The following is a 22,246-nucleotide window of genomic DNA, read 5'->3' on the forward strand; positions in this document are numbered from 1 at the left end:
ACGGGGGCCACGCGCGTACGAGGTCGTACGCGCGGCGGGGGGTCAGTGCTGTGCCGGTGCCGACAGCCGGTGCAGGCGCAGGGCGAGCTGGATCTCCAGGGCGCGGGCGGGTGTCTGCCAGTCGTCGCCGAGCAGGCGGCCGACGCGCTCGAGGCGCTGGGCGACCGTGTTCACGTGGACGTGCAGGGCGTCCTTGGTGCGGGCCGGGCTCATACCGCAGGCGAAGTACGCGTCCAGGGTGTGCACCAGGTCGGTGCCGCGCCGCTCGTCGTAGGCGACGACCCGGCCCATGGTGCGGTCGACGAAGCCGGCGATGTCCCGGTCGCCCGCGAGCAGCAGGCCGAGGAAGCCGAAGTCCTCGGCGGCGGCGCCGTCGCCGGAGCGCCCCAGCAGCCTCAGGGCCTCCAGGCAGCGCCGGGCCTCCGCGTAGGCGGCGGCCACGCCGTCGGGGTGGGCGGCGAGGTCCTCCACCGGCGCGGAGGCCCCGACGGTGACCGCCTCGTGCACGGCGGTGCCGAGGTGGCGGGCGGTGCGGCGGGCAACCTCCGTGGCGGTGTCACCGCGGCCCAGGGGCAGCAGCAGGACCGTGCCGCCGTCGCGGGCGGCGGCCAGTCCCTGCCGGGTGGCGGCCAGATGGGAGGCGGCCGACCACAGCCGGCGCCGGGCGTCGGCCTCCTGGTCGGCGTCGGCGGCCGGCACGTCGAGGCGGGCGGCGAGCACGACCTGGGGGGAGTCCAGGTCGGCGCGCAGCCGGGACGCCCGCTCGCGCAGCAGGCGCGGGTCGCGGTCGCGGCCGTCGAGCAGGTCGTCGAGCAGCTCGCCGCGGACGCGCTGCTCGGCCTCGGCGGCCGAGCGCCGGGCGAGCAGCAGCAGGGAGGTGACCATCGCGGCGCGCTCCAGGGTGCGCTGGTCGACGGGATCGAGTGCGGGGTGGCCGCGCAGCACCAGCGCGCCGAGCAGTTCGCCGACCGCCGCGACGGCCGCGACCCAGTCGTCCCCGTGCCGCACCGCGTGCCCGTCGGCCCGGGACGCCTCCAGCGCCTCGGCGGGTACGGCGCCGGCCTCGGTGAACTCGACCGTGCCGTCGAGGACCTCGGAGACCGCGGACGCCACGTCGTGGACGCCGCCGCCGCGCAGGACGAGCTCGGCGAGCCGGTCGTGGACGTCGGAGGCCCGCTCGATGACGGCGCTGCGGTCGCGGATGATCTCGCTGGCCTTCTCCAGACCGGCCAGGGCCGAGCGGGTCTCGGTGAGTAGGTTGGCGCTGTCCAGGGCGGCCGCGGCGAGGGCCCCGAAGGAGCCGAGCAGCGCGATCTGCTCCCGCTCGAAGTGCCGCTCCCGCCGGTCCGCCGCGAACAGCACCCCGATCACGTGCGACCCGAGCACCAGGGGCACGCCGAGGATGGCGACCAGGCCCTCGTCCCGCACACCGGTGTCGATGGTGCCGGTGTGCTGGAAGCGGGGGTCCTTGAAGTAGTCGTCGGTGACGTAGGGGCGGGCCGTCTGCGCGACCAGGCCGCCGAGGCCCTCCCCCATGCCCAGGCGCAGCTGCTGGAAGCGGGCCGCCACCGAGCCCTCGGTCACGCGCATGTACGTGTCGCCCCGGTCCCGGTCGTGCAGGGTGAGGTAGGCGACGTCCGTGCCGAGCAGGGAGCGGGCGCGCTGCACGATGGCCTGGAGCACCGAGTCCAGGTCCCGCAGGCCGGCCAGGTCGTGGGCGGTCTCGAACAGGGCGGACAGCTCCGCCTCGCGGCGCCGGCGCCCCTCCAGCTCCGCGCGCACGCGCAGGGCGAGGGCCTTGGCGTGGTCGAGTGCGGCGATCCACGCGTCCGGCCGGCCCTCGGCGCGGGCGAGCAGCACCGGCTGTTCGTAGGCCTCCGCGGACGCGCCCCGGGCGAGCAGTTCGAGGAAGGGCGCTTCCGCGCCGTCGGCCGTGACGCCGGAGGTGACGTCGGCAGGGCCGGCCGGCGCCCCGGTGCCGTTGGCGGGGCGCCCGGCGGACCGCACGTGATCGCTGGACATGCTCACAGGATTCCCCATCCTCCGCCCGTCCGCCGAGCCCTGTGGACAACTCGGCGGACGGGCGGACGCCGGGTCGGTCAGTGCGCGGTCCAGCCGCCGTCCAGCACCAGCGAGGTGCCGGTGACGAAGGACGCCTGCGGGCTGCACAGATACGCCACGGCCTCCGCGACGTCCTCCGGCTCGATCAGCCGCTTGACCGCGCTGTCCTGCAGGAGCACCTCGGTCAGGACGCGCTCCTCCGGGATGCCGTGCGCCTGCGCCTGGTCGGCGAGCTGCCTCTCGACCAGCGGCGTGCGGACGTAGGCGGGGTTCACGCAGTTGGAGGTGACGCCGTGCGGGGCGCCTTCGAGGGCGGCCGTCTTGGACAGTCCCTCCAGGCCGTGCTTGGCCGCGACGTACGCCGACTTGAAGGCGGAGGCACGCAGGCCGTGCACGGAGGAGATGTTCACGATGCGGCCCCAGCCCTGCCCGTACATGTGGGGCAGCGCGCCGCGGATGAGCCGGAACGGCGCCTCCAGCATCACGGTCAGCACCGTGTGGAACACCTCGGGCGGGTACTCCTCGATGGGGCGCACCAGTTGCAGGCCCGCGTTGTTGACGAGCACGTCCGTGCCCGCGGCCGCCTGCTCGGCGGCGTCGAGGTCGGTGAGGTCCAGGACCTGCGGCTCGAGGGTGCCCGCCAGAGCGGCGGACTGCTCGGCGAGCGCGTCCAGGCCGGCCGCGTCCCGGTCGACGGCTCTGACCTTCGCCCCGGCGGCGGCCAGCCGCAGCGCGCAGGCGCGGCCGATCCCGCCGGCGGCACCGGTGACGAGAGCCGTGCGACCGCCGAGGTCGAGCGAGGGGGCGTGGGGGGCCGGAAGGGCGTCGGGCGTGGTCATGTGCCGACCCTAGGCACGCCCCCACCCCTGCCACATGTGGCAGCAACCCATACTTCAGCCGGAGTGCATGGGGTCGAACCACGTGGGTGCGTCGGCCATGGACTGCTTGATCCGGAACAGCCCGAACTCGTTGAGCTCGGGCAGCGCGTCCACCGGGAACCAGCCCACGTCCAGGGACTCGTCGTCGTTGACCCGTGCCTCGCCCCCCACCGCGCGGCAGCGGAAGGTGATGTCCATGTACTGGCAGATGTCGCCGTTGCCGTAGGTGACCGGTTCGAGCGCCTGGACCAGGACGACCCGTTCGACGACGCAGTGCACGGCCGTCTCCTCGTGCACCTCGCGGACGGCGCAGGCGGCGGGCTGCTCCCCCGGCTCCGGGATGCCGCCGATCACCGACCACCTGCGGGTGTCGGCGCGGCGGCCGAGCAGCACCCGCCCCTCGTCGTCGAAGACGATGGCGGTGACCCCCGGGAGCCACAGCAACTGCTGCCCCGCGGTGGCCCGGATCGTGCGGATGAAGTCAGGAGTGGCCATGGCCCGACCCTAGCGGGCCGGCCCGGCTCCCTTGGCGCGCGGCGGGGGCGTACGGCCGGCGTACGGCTACGCGTCACCGGCGCGCCGGCCGCGCGCACCGGCCCCGATCGCCCAGCCGAGGCCGCCGGCGGCGACCAGGACGAGGGCGATCTCCGGCAGGATGCCCAGCCGGGTGGCGGGCGTCTCGGAGGAGCGCAGCGGCACCTTCTGCACCAGGGAGTCGGCCACGTACATGCCCGTCCTGCGGGTGATCCGCCCGTCGGGCATGATGATCGCGCTGACGCCGCTGGTCACCGGGACGGTCACGGTCCGGCTGTGCTCGACCGCGCGGATCCGGGACATGGCGAGCTGCTGGTAGGTCATCTCGCTGCGGTCGAACGTCGCGTTGTTGCTCGGCACGGAGATCATCTGCGCGCCGTGGGTGACCGTGTCCCGCACGGCCCAGTCGAAGGCGGCCTCGTAGCAGGTGGCGAGGCCGATCCTGGCGCGGCCGACCGTGAACACACCCGGTTCCGCGCCCCGGCTGAAGTCCTGGCGGACCATCGACGTCCAGTCCTTGTTGACGGCGCCGAGCAGCGAGCGCAGCGGCAGGTACTCGCCGAACGGCTGGACCTGCCGCTTGTCGTACGTCTGCACGGGCCCCTTGGCCGGGTCCCACAGGATCTGCTCGTTCAGGAGCCTGCCGTCCCGCTCCACGACGGAGCCGACGGAGACGGGCACGCCGACGGCCTTGGTCGCCTCCTCGATCACCATGCGCGCGTCGGCGTTGGCGAAGGGGTCGATGTCGGAGGAGTTCTCCGGCCAGAGCACGACGTCGGGCCGGGGGACCTTCCCTGTCTTCACCCGCTGTGCCAGCCGGACCGTCTCCCTCGCGTGGTAGTCGAGGACGGCCCGCCGCTGCGCGTTGAACTCCAGGCCGGAGCGGGGCACGTTGCCCTGGACGACCGCGACGGTCGCGGTCCCGTCCTCCGCCGTGTCGCTCACCAGGGGGCGGGCCGCCACGGCGCCCGCGACCGGGACGGCCACGCTCAGCAGCGCCGCGGCGGCGGCCGGCCGCCGTAGGGAACCGGTGCGCCGGCCCTGACCGGCCAGCCGTACGACCTCGTAGAGGCCGAAGCCGCACAGCACGACGCCGAAGCCGAGCACCGGGGTGCCGCCCACCGCGGCCAGCGGCAGGAACACGCCGTCCGCCTGGCCGAAGGCGATCTTGCCCCAGGGGAAGCCGCGGAACGGCACGCGCGCGCGTACCGCCTCACCGGCGATCCAGACGGCCGCCGCCCACAGCGGCCAGGCGGGCAGCCGGGACACCGCGGCGATACCCGCGCCCACCAGCGCGACGAACACCGCCTCCACCGCGACGAGCGCCAGCCAGGGGCCGGAGCCCACCTCCACGCCCGTCCACACCAGCAGCGGCAGCAGGAAGCCGAGGCCGAAGAGGTAGCCGAGGCCGAGAGCCGCCTTCCAGCCACGGCCGCGCAGCACCCGGCCGAGAACGGCGAAGGCCGGCAGCGCCAGCCACCACAGGGTGCGCGGCGGGAAGCTGACGTAGAGGAGCACCCCGGACAGGGTCGCGGCGATGGCGGGCACGAGCCGTACGAGCTTCGCGCGCCAGGGCGCGGGGGCGGTCTGCGGTCGCAGCCGGTCCGACTCGTCGACGGAAGTTGCGGTGACGGTCACCCCGGGAGTCTACGGCGCGTGACCAGGGGGCCGTCAGCACGGTCCGTGACCGGGCCCCGGCCTCCGGCGGCTTCCCGGCCGCCGGACACGGCGGCCACATCGTCCGCAACGGCATCGGTCCCGCACGAGACGTCCCCAATCCGGTCATCAGCCGTTACGGTGTGCCGGAGCCCCTGTCGTGCGGCCGTTCCGGCCGGGCGGCCGGGGTCCGGTCACGGGCGGGGAGCGGCCGGCGTGCGGGGGCGCGGCCGGGGGCAGGGGTGCGGGGGGCGAGGGGTGCGAACCACGGACATGACGTCGGCCGACGGGGCGGACAGCGGAAGCGGAAGACGGACCGGCGGTGCCGGCCGGGGCGGGAACGGGCGGGACAGCGGCGGGCGGAACCGAAGCGGCCAGGACACTGACGGCCGGGAGCGGAACAGCGGGGACACCGACGGCCGCGCCGGGACCGGCCGTGTCGCCGACGGCCACGGTGGCGGCCATGGTGAGGGTCTCGGCGACAGTCACAGACGAATCGTTTCTGATGCGAGCGGCGTCGTAGTGCTCGGTGCCTGCGCCACCTGGTCGCTGATCACCGGCACGCTGCACGACGGCCGCCCCGAGGGTGTGCTGCTCGCCGTGCTGGCCGTGGCCGCCGGATACGCCACGGGCCGGATCTGCGGGGCCCTGCTGCCGGTCGCCGCCCCCTGCGCCGGGGCGCTGGCGGGACTGGGGCTGGCGCTGGCGGTCCCTGGGCTGGTCCCCGGACCGCAGTTCGCCGCCCCGCTGGGGCACGCCGGGGCCACCGCCGCCGTACTGACCCTGTCCGCGGGCGCCGCCTGCTGCGCCGCCCGGGCCGCGTCCGCCCCGGCCCTCCGGCTCGCGCTCGGGGCCCTGGCCGTCGCCGTCGCGGTGGCCGCGGCGGTGCTCGGTTCCGCCCTCGGCCTCGTCTGCTGCGGCGCGGTGCTGCTCGTCTCCCTGGCGGCAGGCCGCGTGCGGCGCCGCGGGGCGGCCGTCGCGGGCCTGGCCGTGGCCGCGGCCGGGGTGGCGGGACTGGCCTGGGCGGTCGCGGCGCGTGTCCTGCCCGACGGGCTCGCCCTGTCCGCGGAGGGTCAGCTGACGCGGCACCGGATCGAGCTGTGGCGGGACGCGCTGCGCCTCGCCCACCGGAACACGGGCCTGGGCGTGGGTCCGGGCCGGTTCGTGGAGTTCAGCCCGGCGGCCGCCCAGTCGCTGCAGCCGGACGGCAAGCCGCACTCGGCCCTGTTGCAGCAGGCGGCCGAGCAGGGACTGACCGGCGTGCTCCTGCTGGCGGCGGCGTACGGCTGGCTGCTCCACGCGCTGTGGCGGACCGCGCGCCCCACGCCGGTGGCGCTCACCGCCGGGGCGGCCCTGACGGCGGTGGCGGCCATCGCCGCGGTCGGTAACGCGCTCAGCTTCACCGCCGTGACCGTGGGCGTGGGACTGCTGGCGGGGACGGCCACCGCACGCCCGCTGGCCGAGGAGCCGGGGCCCTCGGGGGCGGAGCCGCGGTCACGTGCAGCGCCCTGAGCCGCGCCGGAGGAGCGGTCGCGCCGGGGCCCGGTCGGGAGCGGCGCTCAGGCCGCGCCCGGTGACGGCGGCCGCAGGCGGTCCCTGATCACACGGACCGCAGACTCGGCGTTGTCGACCGTGATCGTGAAGGTGTGGCCGTCCCACAGGCGCAGCACGACGCCCTCGCCCCGCCGTACGACGACCGCGGTGCCCTTCTCGGGCCGCCAGCGATAGCCCCAGCCGCCCCAGTGACGCGGGGTGACGTGCGGGTCGAAGTCGGCGCCCGCGACATGGGCGAGGGGAATGCGGCGGCGCGGCAGGCCGATGTGGCCGCAGCGCACCTCCAGCGACTCGGTGTCGACCCTCAGCGCCACGTGCACGAAGGCGAGGGTTCCGAAGAGGACCAGCAGTCCGGCCGCGATGCAGCCCACCACGGACATCACCAGCGGGGCGACGCCGGAGGTCCAGGCGGAGTCGACGGCCAGCTCGATGCCGAGAGCCATGCAGCCGGCGCCGACCAGCGCCAGCAGCCACTGGAACCGGTTGGTGGCGCGTCCGGTCCAGACCTCGGAGTGGGGGGTGTTGTCGCCGCGGGGGTGGTCCCTCATGCCAACGAGGTTACTCAGGTTTCGCCGCGCGGGTAGGGCGATGCGGAGCGTGACCGGCCCGCGCGGACGCGCGGCGGAGGGCCCGCGTCCGGTGCGTTCCGACCGGTCAGCGGGCGGGGGTGACCACCTGGAGGAGGCGGCCCTCCTCGTAGCTGAGGGCGGTCTCGGGCAGCTCGGCCTCGCGGCCGCTGAGCAGCACCGTCAGCGCGCTGTCGACGTCGGCCTCGGGTACCGGGTCGGCACCGATCCGGCGCAGCGCCTGGGCCGCCACCGCACCGGCGGAGCCGTGCAGGATGAGCGGCGGCTGCCCGGGCCGCTGAACGGCGGTGCGGATGCGCTCGGCGACCAGTTCGTAGTTGGTGCATCCCATGACGACGGTCGTCACGTCGTCGGGGGTGCGGGCGGCGGCCGCGGCGATCGCCGCCTCGACGGCCGCCTCGTCGGCGTGGTGCACGGCGTCCGCGAGGCCGGGGCACGGCACCTCGGTGACGGTCACCCCGTCGGCGAACCGCTCGATCAGGTCGCGCTGGTAGGGGCTGCCGGTGGTGGCGGGCGTGGCCCAGATCGCGACGGGTCCGCCGCCCGCCGCGGCGGGCTTGATCGCGGGCACCGTGCCGATGATGGGCAGGCGGGGTTCGAAACGGGCGCGCAGCACGGGCAGGGAGTGCACCGAGGCGGTGTTGCAGGCGACGATCAGGACGTCCGGCTCGTGGGCGGCCGCGGCCCCGGCGACGTCCAGGGCCCGCTGCGTGATGTCCTCCGGGGTGCGCGGCCCCCAGGGCATCCCGTCGGGGTCCCAGGAGAGCACGAGATCCGCGTCGGGCCGCAGCCGGCGTACCGCGGCGGCGGCGGGAAGAAGGCCGATTCCGGAGTCCATGAGCGCGATCTTCACCCGGCCACGATAGACGATGGGCCCCGACGGCCCGGCCGGGTGGGGCAGACTGCGCGAGTGAGCGCGATCGTGTGGACCGCCGCCGGATCACTCGCGGCCTGGCTGTGGCTGCTGCTCGGCCAGGGCTTCTTCTGGCGCACGGACGTCAGACTGCCGCCGGGCGGAGAGCCACCGGGCGAAACCCGGCCGGTCGAGGAACGGTCGGGCGAAGCCCGGCCGGGCCGGGATCGGGCGGGCGAGACCCCGGGGCCGGACGGACGGCCGCCGATGTCCGGCCCCCCGGACGGACGGCCGGCAGTGAGCAGCCCTGCGGACGGACCGCCGCCGGAATGCGCCGCCCCCCGCACACGGCCGCAGGCGTGCACCGGTGCGGACGACTGGCCGCCGGTCTGCGTCGTCGTTCCCGCGCGGGACGAGGCCGACGTCCTGCCCCGGAGCCTGCCGTCGCTGCTCGCGCAGGCGTATCCCGGGCGGGCGGAGGTCTTCCTCGTCGACGACGGCAGCTCCGACGGCACCGGGGAGCTGGCCCGCACGCTGGCTCGGCGGCACGGCGGCCTGCCGCTGACCGTGGCCTCGCCGGGCGAGCCGCCCGCGGACTGGACCGGCAAGCTGTGGGCCGTACGCCACGGCATCGCCCTGGCACGCGCGCGTGCCCCCCGCTACCTCCTCCTGACGGACGCGGACATCGCCCACGACCCGGACAGCCTGAGCCGACTGGTGGCGGCGGCCCGCGCCGGGAACTTCGACGTCGTCTCGCAGATGGCCCGGCTGCGGGTGGAGAGCCTGTGGGAACGGCTCGTGGTGCCGGCCTTCGTCTACTTCTTCGCGCAGCTCTATCCCTTCCGCCGGATCGCCCGGGCGGGCACGCGGACGGCGGCCGCCGCGGGCGGCTGCGTGCTGCTGGGCGCCGAGGCCGCCGAGCGGGCGCGGATCCCGGACGCGATCCGGCACGCCGTGATCGACGACGTGGCGCTCGCGCGGGCCGTCAAGGGCGGCGGGGGCCGCGTCTGGCTGGGCCTCGCCGACCACGTCGAGAGCGTGCGCCCCTACCCGCGGCTGCACGACCTGTGGCGGATGGTCTCGCGCAGCGCGTACGCCCAGCTGCGGCACAACCCGCTGCTGCTGCTCGGCACGGTGGCCGGGCTGGCCCTCGTGTACCTCGCGCCGCCCGTGACCCTGGTGGCGGGCCTGGTGACGGCGAGCCCGGCGGCCGCGCTCGCCGGTGGGCTCGCCTGGCTGGTGATGACGGCGACGTACGTCCCGATGCTCCGCTATTACCGCCAGCCGCTGTGGCTCGCTCCCCTGCTTCCCCTCACCGCGTTCCTCTATCTGCTGATGACGGTCGACTCGGCGGTGCAGCACCACCGGGGCCGGGGCGCCGCCTGGAAGGGCCGCACCTACGGCCGTCCGGACGCCGTGGCCGACGCGGCGGCCGGCGTGGACGCCGTGGCAAAGGAGGGCTGATCCCTGCTTCCCGGCGTCCGTGCCTCCCGCCGGCGGCGGTCACTTGCGGCCGGGGGTCCAGTTCATGCCCCAGCCGTAGGCGCGGTCGACGGTCCGCTGCGGGCTCACCCCGCGCTCGGGCACCAGGTATTGGGCCTCCCGCCGGACGACGAGCTCGCCGCCGGTGTTGGTGATCAGGGCGAGCGCGCAGACCGTCGAGGGGACCGTGCACTCGTCCAGGGAGAAGTCGATCGGGGCGCCGTGCTGGGGGCGGAGGGTGACGGTGGCGTGCAGGTCGGCAAAGGAGCGGGCCCCCTCGTAGATCGTGACGAAGACCAGGACGCGCCGGAAGTCCTGGGTGTGGTCGAGGTTGATCGTGAGGTTCTCGCCGTCGGCCGAGGCGCCGGTGCGGTCGTCGCCGTCGAGGTGGATGTACGGAGGCCGGTGCAGCGCCCCGAAGGCGTTGCCGAGAGCCTGGACGACTCCCTTGCGGCCGTCCGCGAGTTCGTACAGGGCGCACAGGTCGAGGTCGAGGTCCGCGTGCAGGGCGACCGCCCGTCCGCGCTTGCCGCCCCAGCCGGAGAACTGCTTGCGCACCTGCCAGTTGAGGTTCACGCGCATGGCACCCGAGGTTCCGCCCTGCTTGGCCAGCGACACCGACGGGGCGGCCTTGGTGAGCGTCACCTTGGTCAGGCGGACCGGCGCCGCGGGCGGTGCCGGCGGCGGGGGCGCCGTGGGCGGGGGCACGGTGACCGGGAGCGCGACCGGCGGCGGAAGCGGCACGGACGGCCCGGCGGGCGGGGGCGCGGTGACTGGTGTCGTCGGCGGGGCAGCCGTGACCGGGGCGGAGGGCGCCGCCGGGGGCGCCATGTGCTGCTGCGGCTCGTCCACGGTGATGCCGAAGTCCGTGGCCAGCCCCTCCAGTCCGCTGCTGTAGCCCTGGCCGACGGCCCGGAACTTCCAGGCGCCCTGGCGGCGGTAGAACTCGCCGAGCACGAACGCGCTCTCCACGGTGGCGCCGGGGCTGTCGAAGCGGGCGACCACGGTGTCCCGGTCGGCGTCGCGGACCTCGATGTACAGGTCCGGCACCTGCCCGAACGTGCCGCCGTCCGCGGAGGCGGCGAGCACCACCCGCTCGACCGCGGGCCCCACGCGCGCGAGATCGACGAGGAGGGTGTCGGTGACCCGGCCGCCGAGATCGCGCTTGCCCTCGTGGCGGACCGTGCCGGAGGGGTGCACCGGCTGGTTGTAGAAGACGAAGTCCGCGTCGGAGCTCACCTTTCCGCCTGTCAGCAGCAGCGCCGAGGCGTCCGCGTCGGGCACCCCGGGCCCCGGCCGCCATCCCAGCTCGACCCGCAGGGCCGTGCTCGGCACCGGCGTGTTCGACCCCTTCGTCAATGACATGTACGCCCCCATCACGTCTTCCGCCGACCGATGCCGCGGCAGTCCACCGGCTCCCTACCCGCCCAACCTATTCCCGGGGACCGCGAACTCCCATGAGAAGCACCGGAACAGGTCCGGTGAGGAGCACCGGAACGCGTCAGGCCAACCGCCGGTAACCCGCCGGGAACTCGGGCTTTACACGATCGAGCCACGAATCGGTGCCCCTTTTCGACAAATTCGCTCACATTGGGGATCCCGCGTCACCGCCGACACGGAAAACAACCCTCTTATCGGTCTCCCCAACCAGCACATCGTGGGCTTAACTTATGTGCCATGACCTCCCCCCGCTCCACTTATGGCGGCGGCTACTACTCCGCCTCCTTCCCGGACACTCCGATCTACGACTCGCTCGTGGCCGAGCGGGGCACCCCGCAGATCGCCCCGATCCGGGTCCCCGCGCAGTACGACGCGGGAAGTCACCTTCCCGCGCTCCCGTCGGCGCTGCCCGCCCTCCCGGCCGGCCCGTCCCAGCCCTCCTACGGGTACCCGCAGATGCCGCAGCCCGCCCCGCTGCAACAGGCGCCCGCGGCGTACATCCCGCAGCAGGCCACCGCGCCGCGCGGATACCCCGGCCCGCAGCAGCCCCAGCCGATGCGCCCGATGGCGGCCAACACCGGCTACGAGGCGATGCGTCCGGCGGCTCCTCGGCCCGTTCCCGCGCCGTACCAGGACCCCTACGGCAACCAGCAGTACCGCGGCTACTGATCCCCACCGACCGTCCCTGCCACCTGGCAGGATGAGGTCATGGGGAACGCGGAGCTGCACTCACTGCACATCCACCCGGTCAAGGCGTTCCGGGGCGTGGGGCTCCGGAGCTGCGCCGTGGAGCCCTGGGGACTGGCCGGGGACCGGCGCTGGGTGGTGATCGACGACGGGGGAAAGGTCGTCACCCAACGCGGGCAGCCACGCCTCGCACTGGCCGCCGCCGAGCTACGGTTCGACGGCGGCCTTCGGCTGTCCGCACCGGGGCGCGGGGCGGTCACGGTGCCCGTCCCGGAGCCGGGCGCCACGGTGACGGTGGACATCTTCGGCCAGAAGGTGGAGGCCGTGCCGGCCGCGGCCACCGCGCACGCCTGGTGCAGCGGCTACCTCGGCGCCGACGTCCGTCTCGTCCACATGGACGATCCCGCCCGGCGCCGGCCCGTCGCGCCCGAGCACGCCCTGCCGGGAGAGACGGTCAGCTTCGCCGACGGCTTCCCGCTGCTGCTCACCACCGTCGCGTCGCTGGACGCCCTCAACTCGCTGATCGCGCGGGGCGACCACACAGGCGAGGGCCCGCTGCCCATGAACCGCTTCCGGCCGAACGTCGTGGTGGCGGGCACCGCCGCCTGGGCCGAGGACGGCTGGTCCCGCATCGCGATCGGCGAGGTCGCCTTCCGGGTCACCAAGCGCTGCGGCCGCTGCGTGGTGACCACGACCGACCAGCGCACCGCCGAGCGCGGCAGGGAGCCGCTGCGCACCCTCGCGCGCCACCGCCGCGTCGGAGGCGACCTGGCCTTCGGCCAGAACCTGGTGCCCGAGCGCACCGGCACGATCCGGCTCGGCGACCCGGTCACGATCCTCGGGTGATCTCCGGGCGGCCGGGAACCCGCGGCCGGGTCCCGGCCGTTGGACGGATGACACGGCCTTCGTCGAAGGACCCGGGCAAGAGGTGACGTCGCTCTCTCTTCCCGGGGTTCGGCAGGCGCACGGCGCGTGCGGGGGCTGTCACGGAGCTGGGAAGGGGGGTGCGGGACGGTGCGGGCGATCAGCGGACTCTGGCGCTGGCGGCACAACCCGCTGCGGCGCGGGACCGATCTGGCCGAGTCGTGGGTGGCGCTGGTGGCGCTGCTGCTCGTCCTGGTCGCCGCCCCCGTCGTCGGCTCGCTCGTCGGCAACCTCGCCCAGGACACCCTGCAGCGCTCCGTCCGGGACCAGCGTCAGGACCGGCACCTGGTGACGGCCACCGTGGTGCGAGGGCTCGAGCGCATAGTGGTGGAGCCCGATCCGGAGACCTCGTCGGGGCGGGAGGTCCGCAGCCGCGTGGTCGCCGACTGGACGGCCCCGGACGGCACCCGGCGGCACGCGGCGATCACCTGCGCCCTGAAGAACCCCCGTCCGGGCGACCACTTCCCGCTGTGGACGGACCGGCACGGCCGCATCACCGCCCGCCCCCTGGACTCCGCCACGGCCACGACCCACGCCGTGCTGGCCGGACTCGGCGCGTCCGCGCTGACCGCCGGCGCCGTGGAGGGCATACGCCGGCTGATCGTCCGGCGCATGGTCCGCCGGAGGTACGCACGTTGGGACCAGGCCTGGGACCGCGCGGGCCCCGACTGGGGCCGCACCGGGACCGGCAGCTGACGGCCTTCCGGCTCTGGTCAACCGACCGCCCGCGCGCACGCTACGGTGGTCCGGCCGACGCACTCGGCATCAACCCGCGTACGACGAGCTGGGGGCACAGCAACACCATGGCACAGGGCACGGTCCAGGTGACGCACACCGGCACATCGCGGTGGCGGCGCCGCACAGGTGAGTACGCATCGCTCGCCGCCGCCCTGGAGGCCGCGGCGGACGGCGACGTCCTCACCGTCGCCCCGGGCACCTACCGCGAGAACCTCGTGGTCCACCGGGCGGTGACCCTGCGCGGCCCCGAGGGCTCCCCCGGCTCGGTGCGCATCGCGCCCGTGGACGGCGTGCCGCTGACCGTGCGCGCCGCGGCCGTTGTCCAGGACCTGCACGTGGAGGGGCAGGACGCCGCCGCGCCGGCGCTGCTGGTGGAGGAGGGCACGCCCGAACTGCGGGACGTGCGGATCGTGACCAGGTCGGCGGCCGGCATCGAGGTGCGCGGCGGCGCCAGGCCGACCGTGCGGCGCTGCACCGTCGACAACCCGGCGGGCATCGGCATCGCCGTACTCGACGGCGGCGGCGGGGTGTTCGAGGAGTGCGAGGTGGTGGCCGCCGGGCAGGCGGGGGTCGCGGTGCGCGGCGGCGCCCACCCCCGGCTGGAGCGCTGCCGGGTGCACCACGCCTCGGGCGCGGGCCTCACCGCGACCGGCGACAACTCCGCCCTGGAGGCGGTGGGTTGCGAGGTCTACGAGGTCCGGGGCAGCGGTGTGCAGGTCACCGGCCGGGCCACGGCCCACCTCACCGACTGCGATGTGCACCGCACCACCGCGGACGGGGTCACCCTCGACACGGACGCCGTGCTGACCCTCGCCGACTGCCGCATCCACGACATCCCGGAGAACGCGGTGGACCTGCGGTCGCGTTCCGTGCTGACGCTGACGCGGACGACGGTGCGTCAGTTCGGGCGCAACGGCCTGTCGGTGTGGGACCCGGGCACCCGCGTGGACGCCAACCAGTGCGAGATCTTCGACAGCACCGGCGACTACCCGGCCGTATGGGTCAGCGACGGTGCGACCGCGGTGCTGGAGTCCTGCCGGGTGCACGACGTGCCGGACGCGCTGTTCGTGCTGGACCGCGGCTCCCGCGTGGACGTCGTCGACAGCGATCTGTCCCAGGTGCGCAACACGGCCGTTTCGGTGAGCGACGGCGCGACCGCGCAGCTCGACGACTGCCGGATCAGGGAGGCGGGCACGGGCGCCTGGTTCCGCGACCACGGCAGCGGCGGCACACTGAACAACTGCACGCTGGACGGCACACAGACCGGCGTGATCGTCACCAAGGGCGCCGACCCGACCATCGAGCGGTGCACCGTCTCCTCCCCCGCCGAGGCCGGCTTCTACGTGTCGGCCGGGGGCCGCGGCAGCTTCGTCGGCTGCCGGGTGACCGGCAGCGGCGGCTACGGCTTCCATGTGATCGACGGCTGCCGCACGACGCTGCGCAAGTGCCGCACGGAGCGGTGCGCGCGCGGGGGGTACGAGTTCGCGGACGGCGGGCCGGATGCCTCGGGCGGTGCGGGGCCCGTGGTCGAGGACTGCACCAGCGACGAGAGCGGGGGCCTGCGGCCGCCCGTGGCGCGGGAGACGGCCGCGCAGACGGTGAGCCCGTCGACGGGACTGCTGGGCGCGATCCCCGGCCAGCGCACCACCGAGCCGGAGGCGCCGGTCACCGCCCTACCGCCCGCCGAGCCCGCCCGGACCGCGAAGGACGTGCTCGGCGAACTCGACGCGCTGGTGGGCCTGGAGAGCGTCAAGCGGGAGGTCCGCGCCCTCACCGACATGATCGAGGTGGGCCGGCGCCGCCGGGAGGCGGGCCTGAAGGCGGCCTCCGTCAAGCGCCACCTGGTCTTCACCGGCTCCCCCGGCACCGGCAAGACCACGGTCGCGCGGCTGTACGGCGAGATCCTCGCCTCCCTCGGCGTGCTGGAGAAGGGCCATCTCGTCGAGGTGTCCCGCGTCGACCTGGTCGGCGAGCACATCGGCTCCACCGCGATCCGCACCCAGGAGGCGTTCGAGCGGGCGCGCGGCGGGGTGCTGTTCATCGACGAGGCCTACGCGCTCTCCCCGGAGGACGCCGGACGCGACTTCGGCAAGGAGGCCATCGACACGCTGGTGAAGCTGATGGAGGACCACCGGGACGCTGTGGTGGTGATCGTCGCGGGTTACACCGCCGAGATGGAGCGCTTCCTGTCCGTCAACCCGGGTGTGGCCTCCCGCTTCTCGCGCACCATCACCTTCGGCGACTACGGCCCGGAGGAGCTGCTGCGCATCGTGGAGCAGCAGGCCGAGGAGCACGAGTACCGGCTGGCCCCGGGCGCGGCGGAGGCCCTGCGGACGTACTTCACGGAGATCCCCAAGGGTCCCGCGTTCGGCAACGGGCGCACCGCCCGCCAGACCTTCGAGGCGATGGTGGAGCGGCACGCGAGCCGGGTCGCCCAGGTCGACGACCCGAGCACGGACGATCTGACGCTGCTCTACCCGGAGGACCTGCCCGAGCTTTCCTGAGGTTCCCCGTCCGGGCCCGCGGGCCGGTCCCCCGGGGTGCCGGGAGGCCTGGTGGGGTGCCCGCTCCCGTGGCGGGGCGCGGGCAGGTCCGGTCGCAGCCGGGCCAGCAGACGCTCGCGTTCCTCGGCGAACGCCGGGTCCGCCTGGTAGTCGGAGTGGCCCAGGATCGGCGCGGGCAGCGGATGCCGCGTGGTCCGGCCGTAGGCGAGCGGGTCCTTCAGCGGGGCGCGGTCCACCTCGGGGCCGCGGTCGCCGGGCAGCCGGACGGGGCCGCCGATGGGGTCGGTGCGCCGGTAGAGGTTGCGCCAGCAGTCCACGTCGTGGTGCAGGGCGCTGAGGGCGGCGGGCCCGAAGTGGGCCGGGAACCAGCGGCCGTAGAGGCGCTCGAGCGGTGAGCCGTACGTCAGCAGCGCGACCCGGGCCCGGACCGGCCCGGTGAGCTGCCAGGCCGCGGCGGCGGCCAGCACGCTGCCCTGGGAGTGCCCCGACAGCACCAGCCGCCCGCCCGTGGCGCGCGTCCAGGTCGCCATCCGCCAGGTGAGGTCGGGCACCGCGCGTTCGGCGTAGCACGGCGGGGCGAAGGGGTGCGCGGCACGCGGCCAGAAGGTTCCGACATCCCAGAGGATGCCGATGGTGCGGCGCGCGGAGGCGTCCTTGTAGGCGCGCCGGCCCCAGGTGACGAAGAGCAGGAAGCCGAGCCCTATCAGCCAGGAGCCCAGGGCCTGCGCGGTCTCGGCCGCCCCGCGGACGACGGGGTACGCGTGCTCGGCGGCCCGTACCGGGGTCCGGTCGGTCCTCAGGGCTCCCACCAGCGCCACGGCGCCCAGCAGGAGGGTGGCCGCGGAGGTGACGCCGACAAGGAGGGGGCCTGCGTCGGTGAGCGTCGCCATCGCGCGGGTCCGCGCGATCCGGCGGGTGCGCTCCGGGTCCTCCGGCTCGCCCGGGTGCTCGCGCTCCACCACGGCGTGCTCGGCGCGGGCCAGCCGCCGGGTGCGCAGGGCGAGCAGGCCGCAGAGCACGAGCAGCGCCACGAGCACCGGCGGGACCACCGACGCCTGCCAGGTGAGCAGGACCGGAGGGCCGTCGATGGACGCGTGGGTGCCGTCGAGCCAGTCGGCCACCCGCTGCGCGACCCCGCCGGACATCACGCCGCCGAGCGCGCAGGCCAGAGTGGCGACCGCGGGGCCGCCCAGGCCGCGCAGCGCGGCACGGGGGTCGGGGCGGGTGCGGTGCAGCATGTGTGCGACGGCGCCGAGGGCGAGGACCAGCACCCCCTGCACCAGCGCGATCCCTCCGAAGGTGGCGTCGCCGGGCAGCCGTCCCGTCGCCTGCCAGCCGGGGCGCGACCAGCCGGCGTAGACCGCGGCGAGCAGGAGCAGGACCAGGGCGCCGAGCGGCAGCCGCCGTACGAGGGGAGGGTCGGTCCCCCGGTCGGGCCGGTGCTCGCTGCGGCCCCTGCCGCACACCACCGCCACCGTGAGGCCCGCCACGACGACGAGACCGGCGTGCAGGAGCCAGCCCAGGGCGTCCAGGAGCGCGGGGCCCGAGGGGCGGCGGTCGAAGCGCGCCGCCGGGCCGGCGACCGCGGCGGCGACCGTCAGCAGGCCGGCCGCGGTGTGGGCGGAGCGCAGCCGGGCGACCAGCCGGCGCCCGTACCAGAAGCCGGGCCGGCCCAGGGAGGTACGCCCGGTGTCCCCGGTGTCCTCCGTGGGTCCGGGCCCGCCCGGCCGGGGGCCGCCGGTGTCCGGCACGCTCTGGGAGGCCGGATCGGGCTCCCCGACCGACCCGGCTTCCGGTAAGTGCGCCGGCCGGCCCCGGGACGCGAGGCCGGCGCCGTGCCCGCTCGCGGGGCCACGGCCGGGGTCGTGCGCCGGCTCCGGCCGGTGGAACATGGGCTGCTGGGACTCGTAGGCGCTCCAGGTGCGGTGGGACAGGTACCACAGCAGTGCGGTGAGCGCGGTGGGCACCAGGGCGGCGAGGGCCAGCCGGCGGCCCGGTGCGCTCCACCAGCCGCCCTCGGCCGGGGACAGGAAGCCCAGCCAGGAGTGCCGGGCGGCGCACGCGCGGGTGCCCGCGCACTGCCGGGCCGCGAGGTCGAGGGCGACCTCGCAGGCGGCGGCGACGAGGAGCACCGTGAGGGTCAGGCCCGCCAGACGTACGAGCAGTCCGTACAGGCGCACCGCACGGGTGCGGTCGGGGCCCGCGGGGCGCATCCAGTGCGCGAGGTTGACCACCATGAACGGCAGCAGCAACAGCCACAGGGCCCGGGTGCCGTTGCCGGAGGTGAGGTTGCACCACACGTACGCCTCGGGCACCGGTCCGCCGCGGTGCTCGGCGGGCCGGGTCTCGGCGTCGACGTCGGCGGCGCGCCGGAAGACGGCCGCCGTGTCGTCGCCGGTGACCCGCACCGTGCGCGGGTCGTCGAGCATGCGGTCGGGTGTGGTGCCGCCGACCCCGTGGACCAGGAGTTCCAGGGCGGTGCCGTCCGCTCCGTCCGGCGCGGCACCCTGCTGAGCGCGTTCCGCTGGTTCCACCGTTCGCACTCCCCCGTGACGCGCCGTCGGCCTGTGTCCGTGCGGCCACCAGGATGTCCGACCCCGGCAGCGGGCGCAGCCGGCGTCACGGAATCTCCCCGATCCGGGTGACGGCCGGGCCCCGGCGGGACGGCTGTGACATGCGCCCGCCGGGGCGGGCGATGGCGCGACGGGCGGCGAGCCGTGAAAGGATGGGACGCCCGCGCACCGGGGACGCGACGGACCTTCTCGTCGGCGGCGGGTGCGCCGGGCGGGTCGGACGGCTCGAGGCGAAAGGAACCGGAGCCCACGTGAGTGAGAATCAGAACCTCCTCGCGGAGCAGCGCCGCGCCCTGATCCTCGACGAGGTCCGGCGCCGCGGCGGTGTCCGGGTCAACGAGTTGACCCGGAAGCTCGGCGTGTCGGACATGACGGTGCGCCGCGATCTGGACGCGCTGGCCCGTCAGGGCGTGCTGGAGAAGGTGCACGGCGGGGCGGTGCCGCTGGTGGAGGCGAGCACGCACGAGCCGGGCTTCGAGGCGAAGTCGGGGCTGGAGCTGAGCGCCAAGGAGGACATCGCCCGAACAGCGGCCGAGCTGGTGGCGCCGGGCACGGCGATCGCGCTCTCGGGCGGGACGACGACGTACGCGCTGGCCCAGCACCTGCTGGACGTGCCGGATCTTACGGTGGTCACCAACTCGGTGCGGGTGGCGGACGTCTTCCACGCGGCGCAGCGCACCTCGGGCCGGCGGCCGGGCGCGGCGACGGTCGTGCTGACCGGCGGGGTGCGCACCCCGTCCGACTCGCTGGTCGGTCCGGTGGCCGACCAGGCGATCGCGGCGCTCCATTTCGACGTGCTGTTCCTCGGTGTGCACGGGATATCGCTGGAGGCGGGCCTGTCGACGCCGAACCTGGCGGAGGCCGAGACCAACCGGCGTCTGGTGCAGTCCGCGCGGCGGGTCGTGGTGGTCGCCGACCACACCAAGTGGGGTGTGGTGGGTCTGAGTTCCTTCGCCGGGCTGGAGCAGGTCGACACCCTGGTGACGGACGCCGGGCTGCCGTCCGACGCGCGCGCCGAGGTCGCCGAGAAGCTGCGCCTGGTGGTGGCGGGCGAGCGGGCCGACCGGACCACCGCGGCGGACGGTACGGACGTCTGACGGCCCGCCGGCCATCTGACGTGCTCCCGCCGGCCGGCCTCTCGACCGGCGGCTGACGGCTCCTGACCCGCCGCGGACGCTGCCCCACGCACTGGGCGGGGCGCACCACCCCCGGCTCAGTCCGGCCACACTCCGGTCGCCAGGAACGACTCGATCGCCGCCGTGTACGGCGCGATGTCCAGGCCCTGGGCGGTGAGCCAGTCGTCCGAGTAGTACTTGTCCAGATACCTGTCCCCGGGGTCGCACAGCAGTGTCACCACGCTGCCCTGCCGTCCCTGCGCCACCATCTCGGCGACGATCTTCAGGGCGCTCCACAGGCCGGTGCCGGTGGAGCCGCCCGCCTTGCGGCCGATGGCCTGCTCCAGGGCGCGGACGGCGGCGACGCTGGCCGCGTCCGGCACCTTCATCATCCGGTCGATGGCGCCGGGCACGAAGCTCGGCTCCATGCGCGGCCTGCCGATGCCCTCGATGCGGGAGCCGCAGTCGCAGGTGACGTCCGGATCGCCGGTGGTCCAGCCCTCGAAGAAACAGGAGTTGTCCGGGTCGGCGACACAGATGCGGGTGTCGTACTGCATGTAGTGGACGTAGCGCGCGATGGTCGCGGAGGTGCCGCCGGTACCCGCGGTGGCGACGATCCACGCCGGCTCCGGGAACCGCTCCAACTCCAGCTGGCGGAAGACGGATTCGGCGATGTTGTTGTTGCCGCGCCAGTCCGTGGCCCGTTCCGCGTAGGTGAACTGGTCCATGTAGTGGCCGCCGGTCTCTCCCGCGAGGCGGGCGGACTCCTCGTACATCGTGCGGGGGTCGTCCACGAAGTGGCACCGGCCGCCGTGGAACTCGATCAGGCGGCACTTCTCGGCGCTCGTCGTGCGCGGCATCACCGCGATGAAGGGCACGCCGATCAGCTTCGCGAAGTACGCCTCGGAGACGGCGGTCGAGCCGCTGGATGCCTCGATCACCGGGCGCCCCGGCCGGACCCATCCGTTGCACAGGCCGTAGAGGAACAGCGAGCGGGCCAGCCGGTGCTTGAGGCTGCCGGTCGGGTGGGTCGACTCGTCCTTCAGGTACAGGTCGATGCCCCACTCCTCGGGCAGCGGGAAGCGCAGGAGGTGGGTGTCGGCCGAGCGGTTGGCGTCGGCCTGGACCTTGCGGACGGCCTCTTTGAGCCAGACGCGGTAGCCGCTGTCGGTCCGGTCGGCGTCGAGGGTTTCGCCGGTCCGGGTCTGTGGGGTGGTGCTCACGGCGGGACTCCTTACGCTGAGCGCCGACGGCGTGGAGCGCGGCCGGACGCCCCCGATGATAGACACCTTCCGGCACGCTTCCCACCTGCATAAACGCGCCTTTGAGCGGCTCAAAGGCGCCCCTGGGGCGGCCGTCGCGTACCCGTTCCCGGACGCCACGCGTTCCCGGGTGGGGGCGCACTTCGCGCGAGTGCTCCGGGCACCGGCGGCGACCGGGGCGCGCGCACTGGTGCTGCCCGGCGAAGGGCGGCAGACTGCACCGGCAGGAGGAGGCCGGGGCCGCCGCGGCACATGCGGAGCCCGGCGGGCGGACCGGCTCCTCGGCCCGCCGGCACGCGGGACGAAGCCCACGACGAGCGATGCGCAAGGGGGCGGGAAGGGATGGCGGAACCGGAATTCACGGCCAAGGGCGTGCGGATCGAGCAGCGGCTGCGTTCGCTCACCCGGGCCGGGCAGATCCGGATCAGCGGCGGCAGGCTGGAGTTGCTCACCAGTTACGGCAGCGAGATCGACAGCGCGCCGGTGCGGGCGGTGCGGGCGTCGAAGCCCTGGTTCGCCCCGGACGACCGGGCGCTCGCCGACCTGAACGGCAAGCGGTACCTGCTGACCCTCGGTGACCACGACCCCGCTCCGGGCGAGACCGGGCCGCCCGCCGCGCGCCGGTTCATCGAGGCCGTCCGCCGGGCCGCGCGACACGACCGCTAGGAGACGCGAGTTGCGGGACTTGGCCCCTTGCGTCACGCTGGTCACACGTCACTCTGGGTTTACCGGCGATAACGCTGCGAACCAGCCCGCCGGCCACGACAGCAGGCGGCAGTGTCACGCAGGCGTCCTGCTGCATTCGAAACGTCGTGTTCTTCCGGACCTCTACGTCGGGGAGTCGCAGCCGTGACCAGTCACCCAAGCAGGCACTGCACGGTGGAGCTCCAAGCCCTGCCGTCGCGGATCGGCCAGGTCCGCAGAATCGTATCGGCGCACTTGCGCTACTGGCAGCTCAACCCTCTGATAGACCGGGCCGCGCTCGGTGTGACGGAGCTGTTGACCAACGTCCACCAGCACGCCCGGCCCGACAAGTTGTGCACCGTGGAGCTCGAGGTGCTGCTGGACCGGCTGACGGTCTCGGTGCGCGACCACGACCCGCGCCTTCCCGTCGTGGAGGACGTCGAGCCGCTCGCCACCGGTGGCCGTGGGCTGGCGATGGTGGCGGCGATGAGCGAGAGCTGGGGCGCGCGCCCGGACGGGGAGCGGGGCAAGGTCGTCTGGTTCACCCTGCCCACCGCCGCGTCCGCGCTGGTGGTGCCCGCCCTGGTGCCGCGCCTGACCGCCGGGGAGACGTCCGTGCGCCGGTTCACCCAGGTCGAACCCGCGCTCGACGGCGCCGCCCGGCCGGCGCGCGCTCCCGCCCGGTCGGCCGTTCCCGGCTGAGCGGGCGGTGAA

General features: G+C 74.9%; 18 protein-coding genes. 9 read left to right on the plus strand and 9 right to left on the minus strand.

What is annotated here, in order from left to right; genetic code table 11:
* Positions 1-42: 42 nt before the first annotated feature.
* From ACF1A5_RS14605 to lnt, 4 genes are all read right to left on the minus strand, one after another.
* The gene (locus ACF1A5_RS14605) at positions 43-2,022 is read right to left on the minus strand and encodes a helix-turn-helix domain-containing protein (protein ID WP_392193197.1); all 1,980 of its coding nucleotides are present in this window, start codon (positions 2,020-2,022) and stop codon (positions 43-45) included.
* A 77-nt stretch (positions 2,023-2,099) separates the two neighbouring features.
* A complete protein-coding gene (locus ACF1A5_RS14610; RefSeq protein ID WP_392193198.1) occupies positions 2,100-2,900 on the minus strand; it encodes a 3-hydroxybutyrate dehydrogenase in 801 nt (266 codons plus the stop codon).
* A 54-nt stretch (positions 2,901-2,954) separates the two neighbouring features.
* Positions 2,955-3,434: an NUDIX domain-containing protein gene (locus ACF1A5_RS14615; protein ID WP_392193199.1), complete on the minus strand. Its 480-nt coding sequence runs from the start codon at positions 3,432-3,434 to the stop codon at positions 2,955-2,957.
* A 66-nt stretch (positions 3,435-3,500) separates the two neighbouring features.
* Positions 3,501-5,111 carry an apolipoprotein N-acyltransferase gene (lnt, locus tag ACF1A5_RS14620; protein ID WP_392193200.1) on the minus strand — a complete coding sequence of 537 codons (1,611 nt, stop codon included), beginning with the start codon at positions 5,109-5,111 and terminating at the stop codon, positions 3,501-3,503.
* Positions 5,112-5,651: 540 nt separating this feature from the next.
* Between lnt and ACF1A5_RS14625 the strand changes: the two genes are divergently transcribed.
* Positions 5,652-6,641, plus strand: a complete 990-nt coding sequence (locus ACF1A5_RS14625; protein ID WP_392193201.1) for an O-antigen ligase family protein — start codon at positions 5,652-5,654, stop codon at positions 6,639-6,641.
* Between the two features lie 47 nt (positions 6,642-6,688).
* Here ACF1A5_RS14625 and ACF1A5_RS14630 read toward each other — a convergent pair whose 3' ends face one another.
* Both ACF1A5_RS14630 and ACF1A5_RS14635 read right to left on the minus strand, forming a co-directional pair.
* Positions 6,689-7,231, minus strand: a complete 543-nt coding sequence (locus ACF1A5_RS14630; RefSeq protein ID WP_392193202.1) for a hypothetical protein — start codon at positions 7,229-7,231, stop codon at positions 6,689-6,691.
* 106 nt (positions 7,232-7,337) lie between these two features.
* Positions 7,338-8,123, minus strand: a complete 786-nt coding sequence (locus ACF1A5_RS14635) for a glutamate racemase (protein WP_392193203.1) — start codon at positions 8,121-8,123, stop codon at positions 7,338-7,340.
* Positions 8,124-8,180: 57 nt separating this feature from the next.
* Between ACF1A5_RS14635 and ACF1A5_RS14640 the strand changes: the two genes are divergently transcribed.
* Positions 8,181-9,587: a glycosyltransferase gene (locus ACF1A5_RS14640; protein ID WP_392193204.1), complete on the plus strand. Its 1,407-nt coding sequence runs from the start codon at positions 8,181-8,183 to the stop codon at positions 9,585-9,587.
* A 39-nt stretch (positions 9,588-9,626) separates the two neighbouring features.
* Here ACF1A5_RS14640 and ACF1A5_RS14645 read toward each other — a convergent pair whose 3' ends face one another.
* Positions 9,627-10,970 (minus strand): TerD family protein, encoded by a 1,344-nt coding sequence (locus tag ACF1A5_RS14645; protein WP_392193205.1) that lies wholly within the window; start codon positions 10,968-10,970, stop codon positions 9,627-9,629.
* Between the two features lie 312 nt (positions 10,971-11,282).
* Here ACF1A5_RS14645 and ACF1A5_RS14650 point away from each other — a divergent pair, with 312 nt between their 5' ends.
* The 4 genes from ACF1A5_RS14650 to ACF1A5_RS14665 all read left to right on the plus strand — a co-directional run bounded on the left by ACF1A5_RS14650 (position 11,283) and on the right by ACF1A5_RS14665 (position 15,898).
* A complete protein-coding gene (locus tag ACF1A5_RS14650) occupies positions 11,283-11,714 on the plus strand; it encodes a DUF6643 family protein (protein WP_392193206.1) in 432 nt (143 codons plus the stop codon).
* Positions 11,715-11,753: 39 nt separating this feature from the next.
* Positions 11,754-12,578, plus strand: a complete 825-nt coding sequence (locus tag ACF1A5_RS14655) for an MOSC domain-containing protein (protein ID WP_392193207.1) — start codon at positions 11,754-11,756, stop codon at positions 12,576-12,578.
* A 168-nt stretch (positions 12,579-12,746) separates the two neighbouring features.
* Complete coding sequence (locus tag ACF1A5_RS14660; RefSeq protein ID WP_392193208.1) at positions 12,747-13,352, plus strand: hypothetical protein; 606 nt, start codon at positions 12,747-12,749, stop codon at positions 13,350-13,352.
* A 107-nt stretch (positions 13,353-13,459) separates the two neighbouring features.
* Positions 13,460-15,898 carry a right-handed parallel beta-helix repeat-containing protein gene (locus tag ACF1A5_RS14665; protein WP_392193209.1) on the plus strand — a complete coding sequence of 813 codons (2,439 nt, stop codon included), beginning with the start codon at positions 13,460-13,462 and terminating at the stop codon, positions 15,896-15,898.
* Here ACF1A5_RS14665 and ACF1A5_RS14670 read toward each other — a convergent pair.
* Positions 15,868-18,327: a hypothetical protein gene (locus ACF1A5_RS14670; protein ID WP_392193484.1), complete on the minus strand. Its 2,460-nt coding sequence runs from the start codon at positions 18,325-18,327 to the stop codon at positions 15,868-15,870. The two genes, ACF1A5_RS14665 and ACF1A5_RS14670, sit on opposite strands and share 31 nt — an antisense overlap.
* 395 nt (positions 18,328-18,722) lie before the next feature.
* Between ACF1A5_RS14670 and ACF1A5_RS14675 the strand changes: the two genes are divergently transcribed.
* Positions 18,723-19,568 carry a DeoR/GlpR family DNA-binding transcription regulator gene (locus tag ACF1A5_RS14675; protein WP_392193210.1) on the plus strand — a complete coding sequence of 282 codons (846 nt, stop codon included), beginning with the start codon at positions 18,723-18,725 and terminating at the stop codon, positions 19,566-19,568.
* Between the two features lie 116 nt (positions 19,569-19,684).
* On the opposite strand, the gene ACF1A5_RS14680 is transcribed toward ACF1A5_RS14675, so the two are convergent.
* Positions 19,685-20,809, minus strand: coding sequence for a PLP-dependent cysteine synthase family protein (locus ACF1A5_RS14680; RefSeq protein ID WP_392193211.1), 1,125 nt, complete (start codon positions 20,807-20,809; stop codon positions 19,685-19,687).
* 381 nt (positions 20,810-21,190) lie between these two features.
* On the opposite strand from ACF1A5_RS14680, the gene ACF1A5_RS14685 reads away from it, so the two are divergent.
* Both ACF1A5_RS14685 and ACF1A5_RS14690 read left to right on the plus strand, forming a co-directional pair.
* The gene (locus tag ACF1A5_RS14685) at positions 21,191-21,514 is read left to right on the plus strand and encodes a hypothetical protein (RefSeq protein ID WP_392193212.1); all 324 of its coding nucleotides are present in this window, start codon (positions 21,191-21,193) and stop codon (positions 21,512-21,514) included.
* Between the two features lie 183 nt (positions 21,515-21,697).
* Positions 21,698-22,234, plus strand: a complete 537-nt coding sequence (locus ACF1A5_RS14690) for an ATP-binding protein (protein WP_392193213.1) — start codon at positions 21,698-21,700, stop codon at positions 22,232-22,234.
* Positions 22,235-22,246: the final 12 nt, after the last annotated feature.

Origin of the sequence: Streptomyces sp. NPDC014864 (genome assembly GCF_043081525.1) — a bacterium.
Classification (GTDB): Bacteria; Actinomycetota; Actinomycetes; order Streptomycetales; family Streptomycetaceae; genus Streptomyces.

Bases quoted from the DNA above. Each gene is read 5' to 3' on its own strand.
- ACF1A5_RS14605 (WP_392193197.1), bottom strand. From the start codon at position 2,022: ATGTCCAGCGATCACGTGCGGTCCGCCGGGCGCCCCGCCAACGGCACC.
- ACF1A5_RS14610 (WP_392193198.1), bottom strand. From the start codon at position 2,900: ATGACCACGCCCGACGCCCTTCCGGCCCCCCACGCCCCCTCGCTCGAC.
- ACF1A5_RS14615 (WP_392193199.1), bottom strand. From the start codon at position 3,434: ATGGCCACTCCTGACTTCATCCGCACGATCCGGGCCACCGCGGGGCAG.
- ACF1A5_RS14630 (WP_392193202.1), bottom strand. From the start codon at position 7,231: ATGAGGGACCACCCCCGCGGCGACAACACCCCCCACTCCGAGGTCTGG.
- ACF1A5_RS14645 (WP_392193205.1), bottom strand. From the start codon at position 10,970: ATGTCATTGACGAAGGGGTCGAACACGCCGGTGCCGAGCACGGCCCTG.
- ACF1A5_RS14650 (WP_392193206.1), top strand. From the start codon at position 11,283: ATGACCTCCCCCCGCTCCACTTATGGCGGCGGCTACTACTCCGCCTCC.
- ACF1A5_RS14655 (WP_392193207.1), top strand. From the start codon at position 11,754: ATGGGGAACGCGGAGCTGCACTCACTGCACATCCACCCGGTCAAGGCG.
- ACF1A5_RS14665 (WP_392193209.1), top strand. From the start codon at position 13,460: ATGGCACAGGGCACGGTCCAGGTGACGCACACCGGCACATCGCGGTGG.
- ACF1A5_RS14670 (WP_392193484.1), bottom strand. From the start codon at position 18,327: ATGCTCGACGACCCGCGCACGGTGCGGGTCACCGGCGACGACACGGCG.
- ACF1A5_RS14685 (WP_392193212.1), top strand. From the start codon at position 21,191: ATGGCGGAACCGGAATTCACGGCCAAGGGCGTGCGGATCGAGCAGCGG.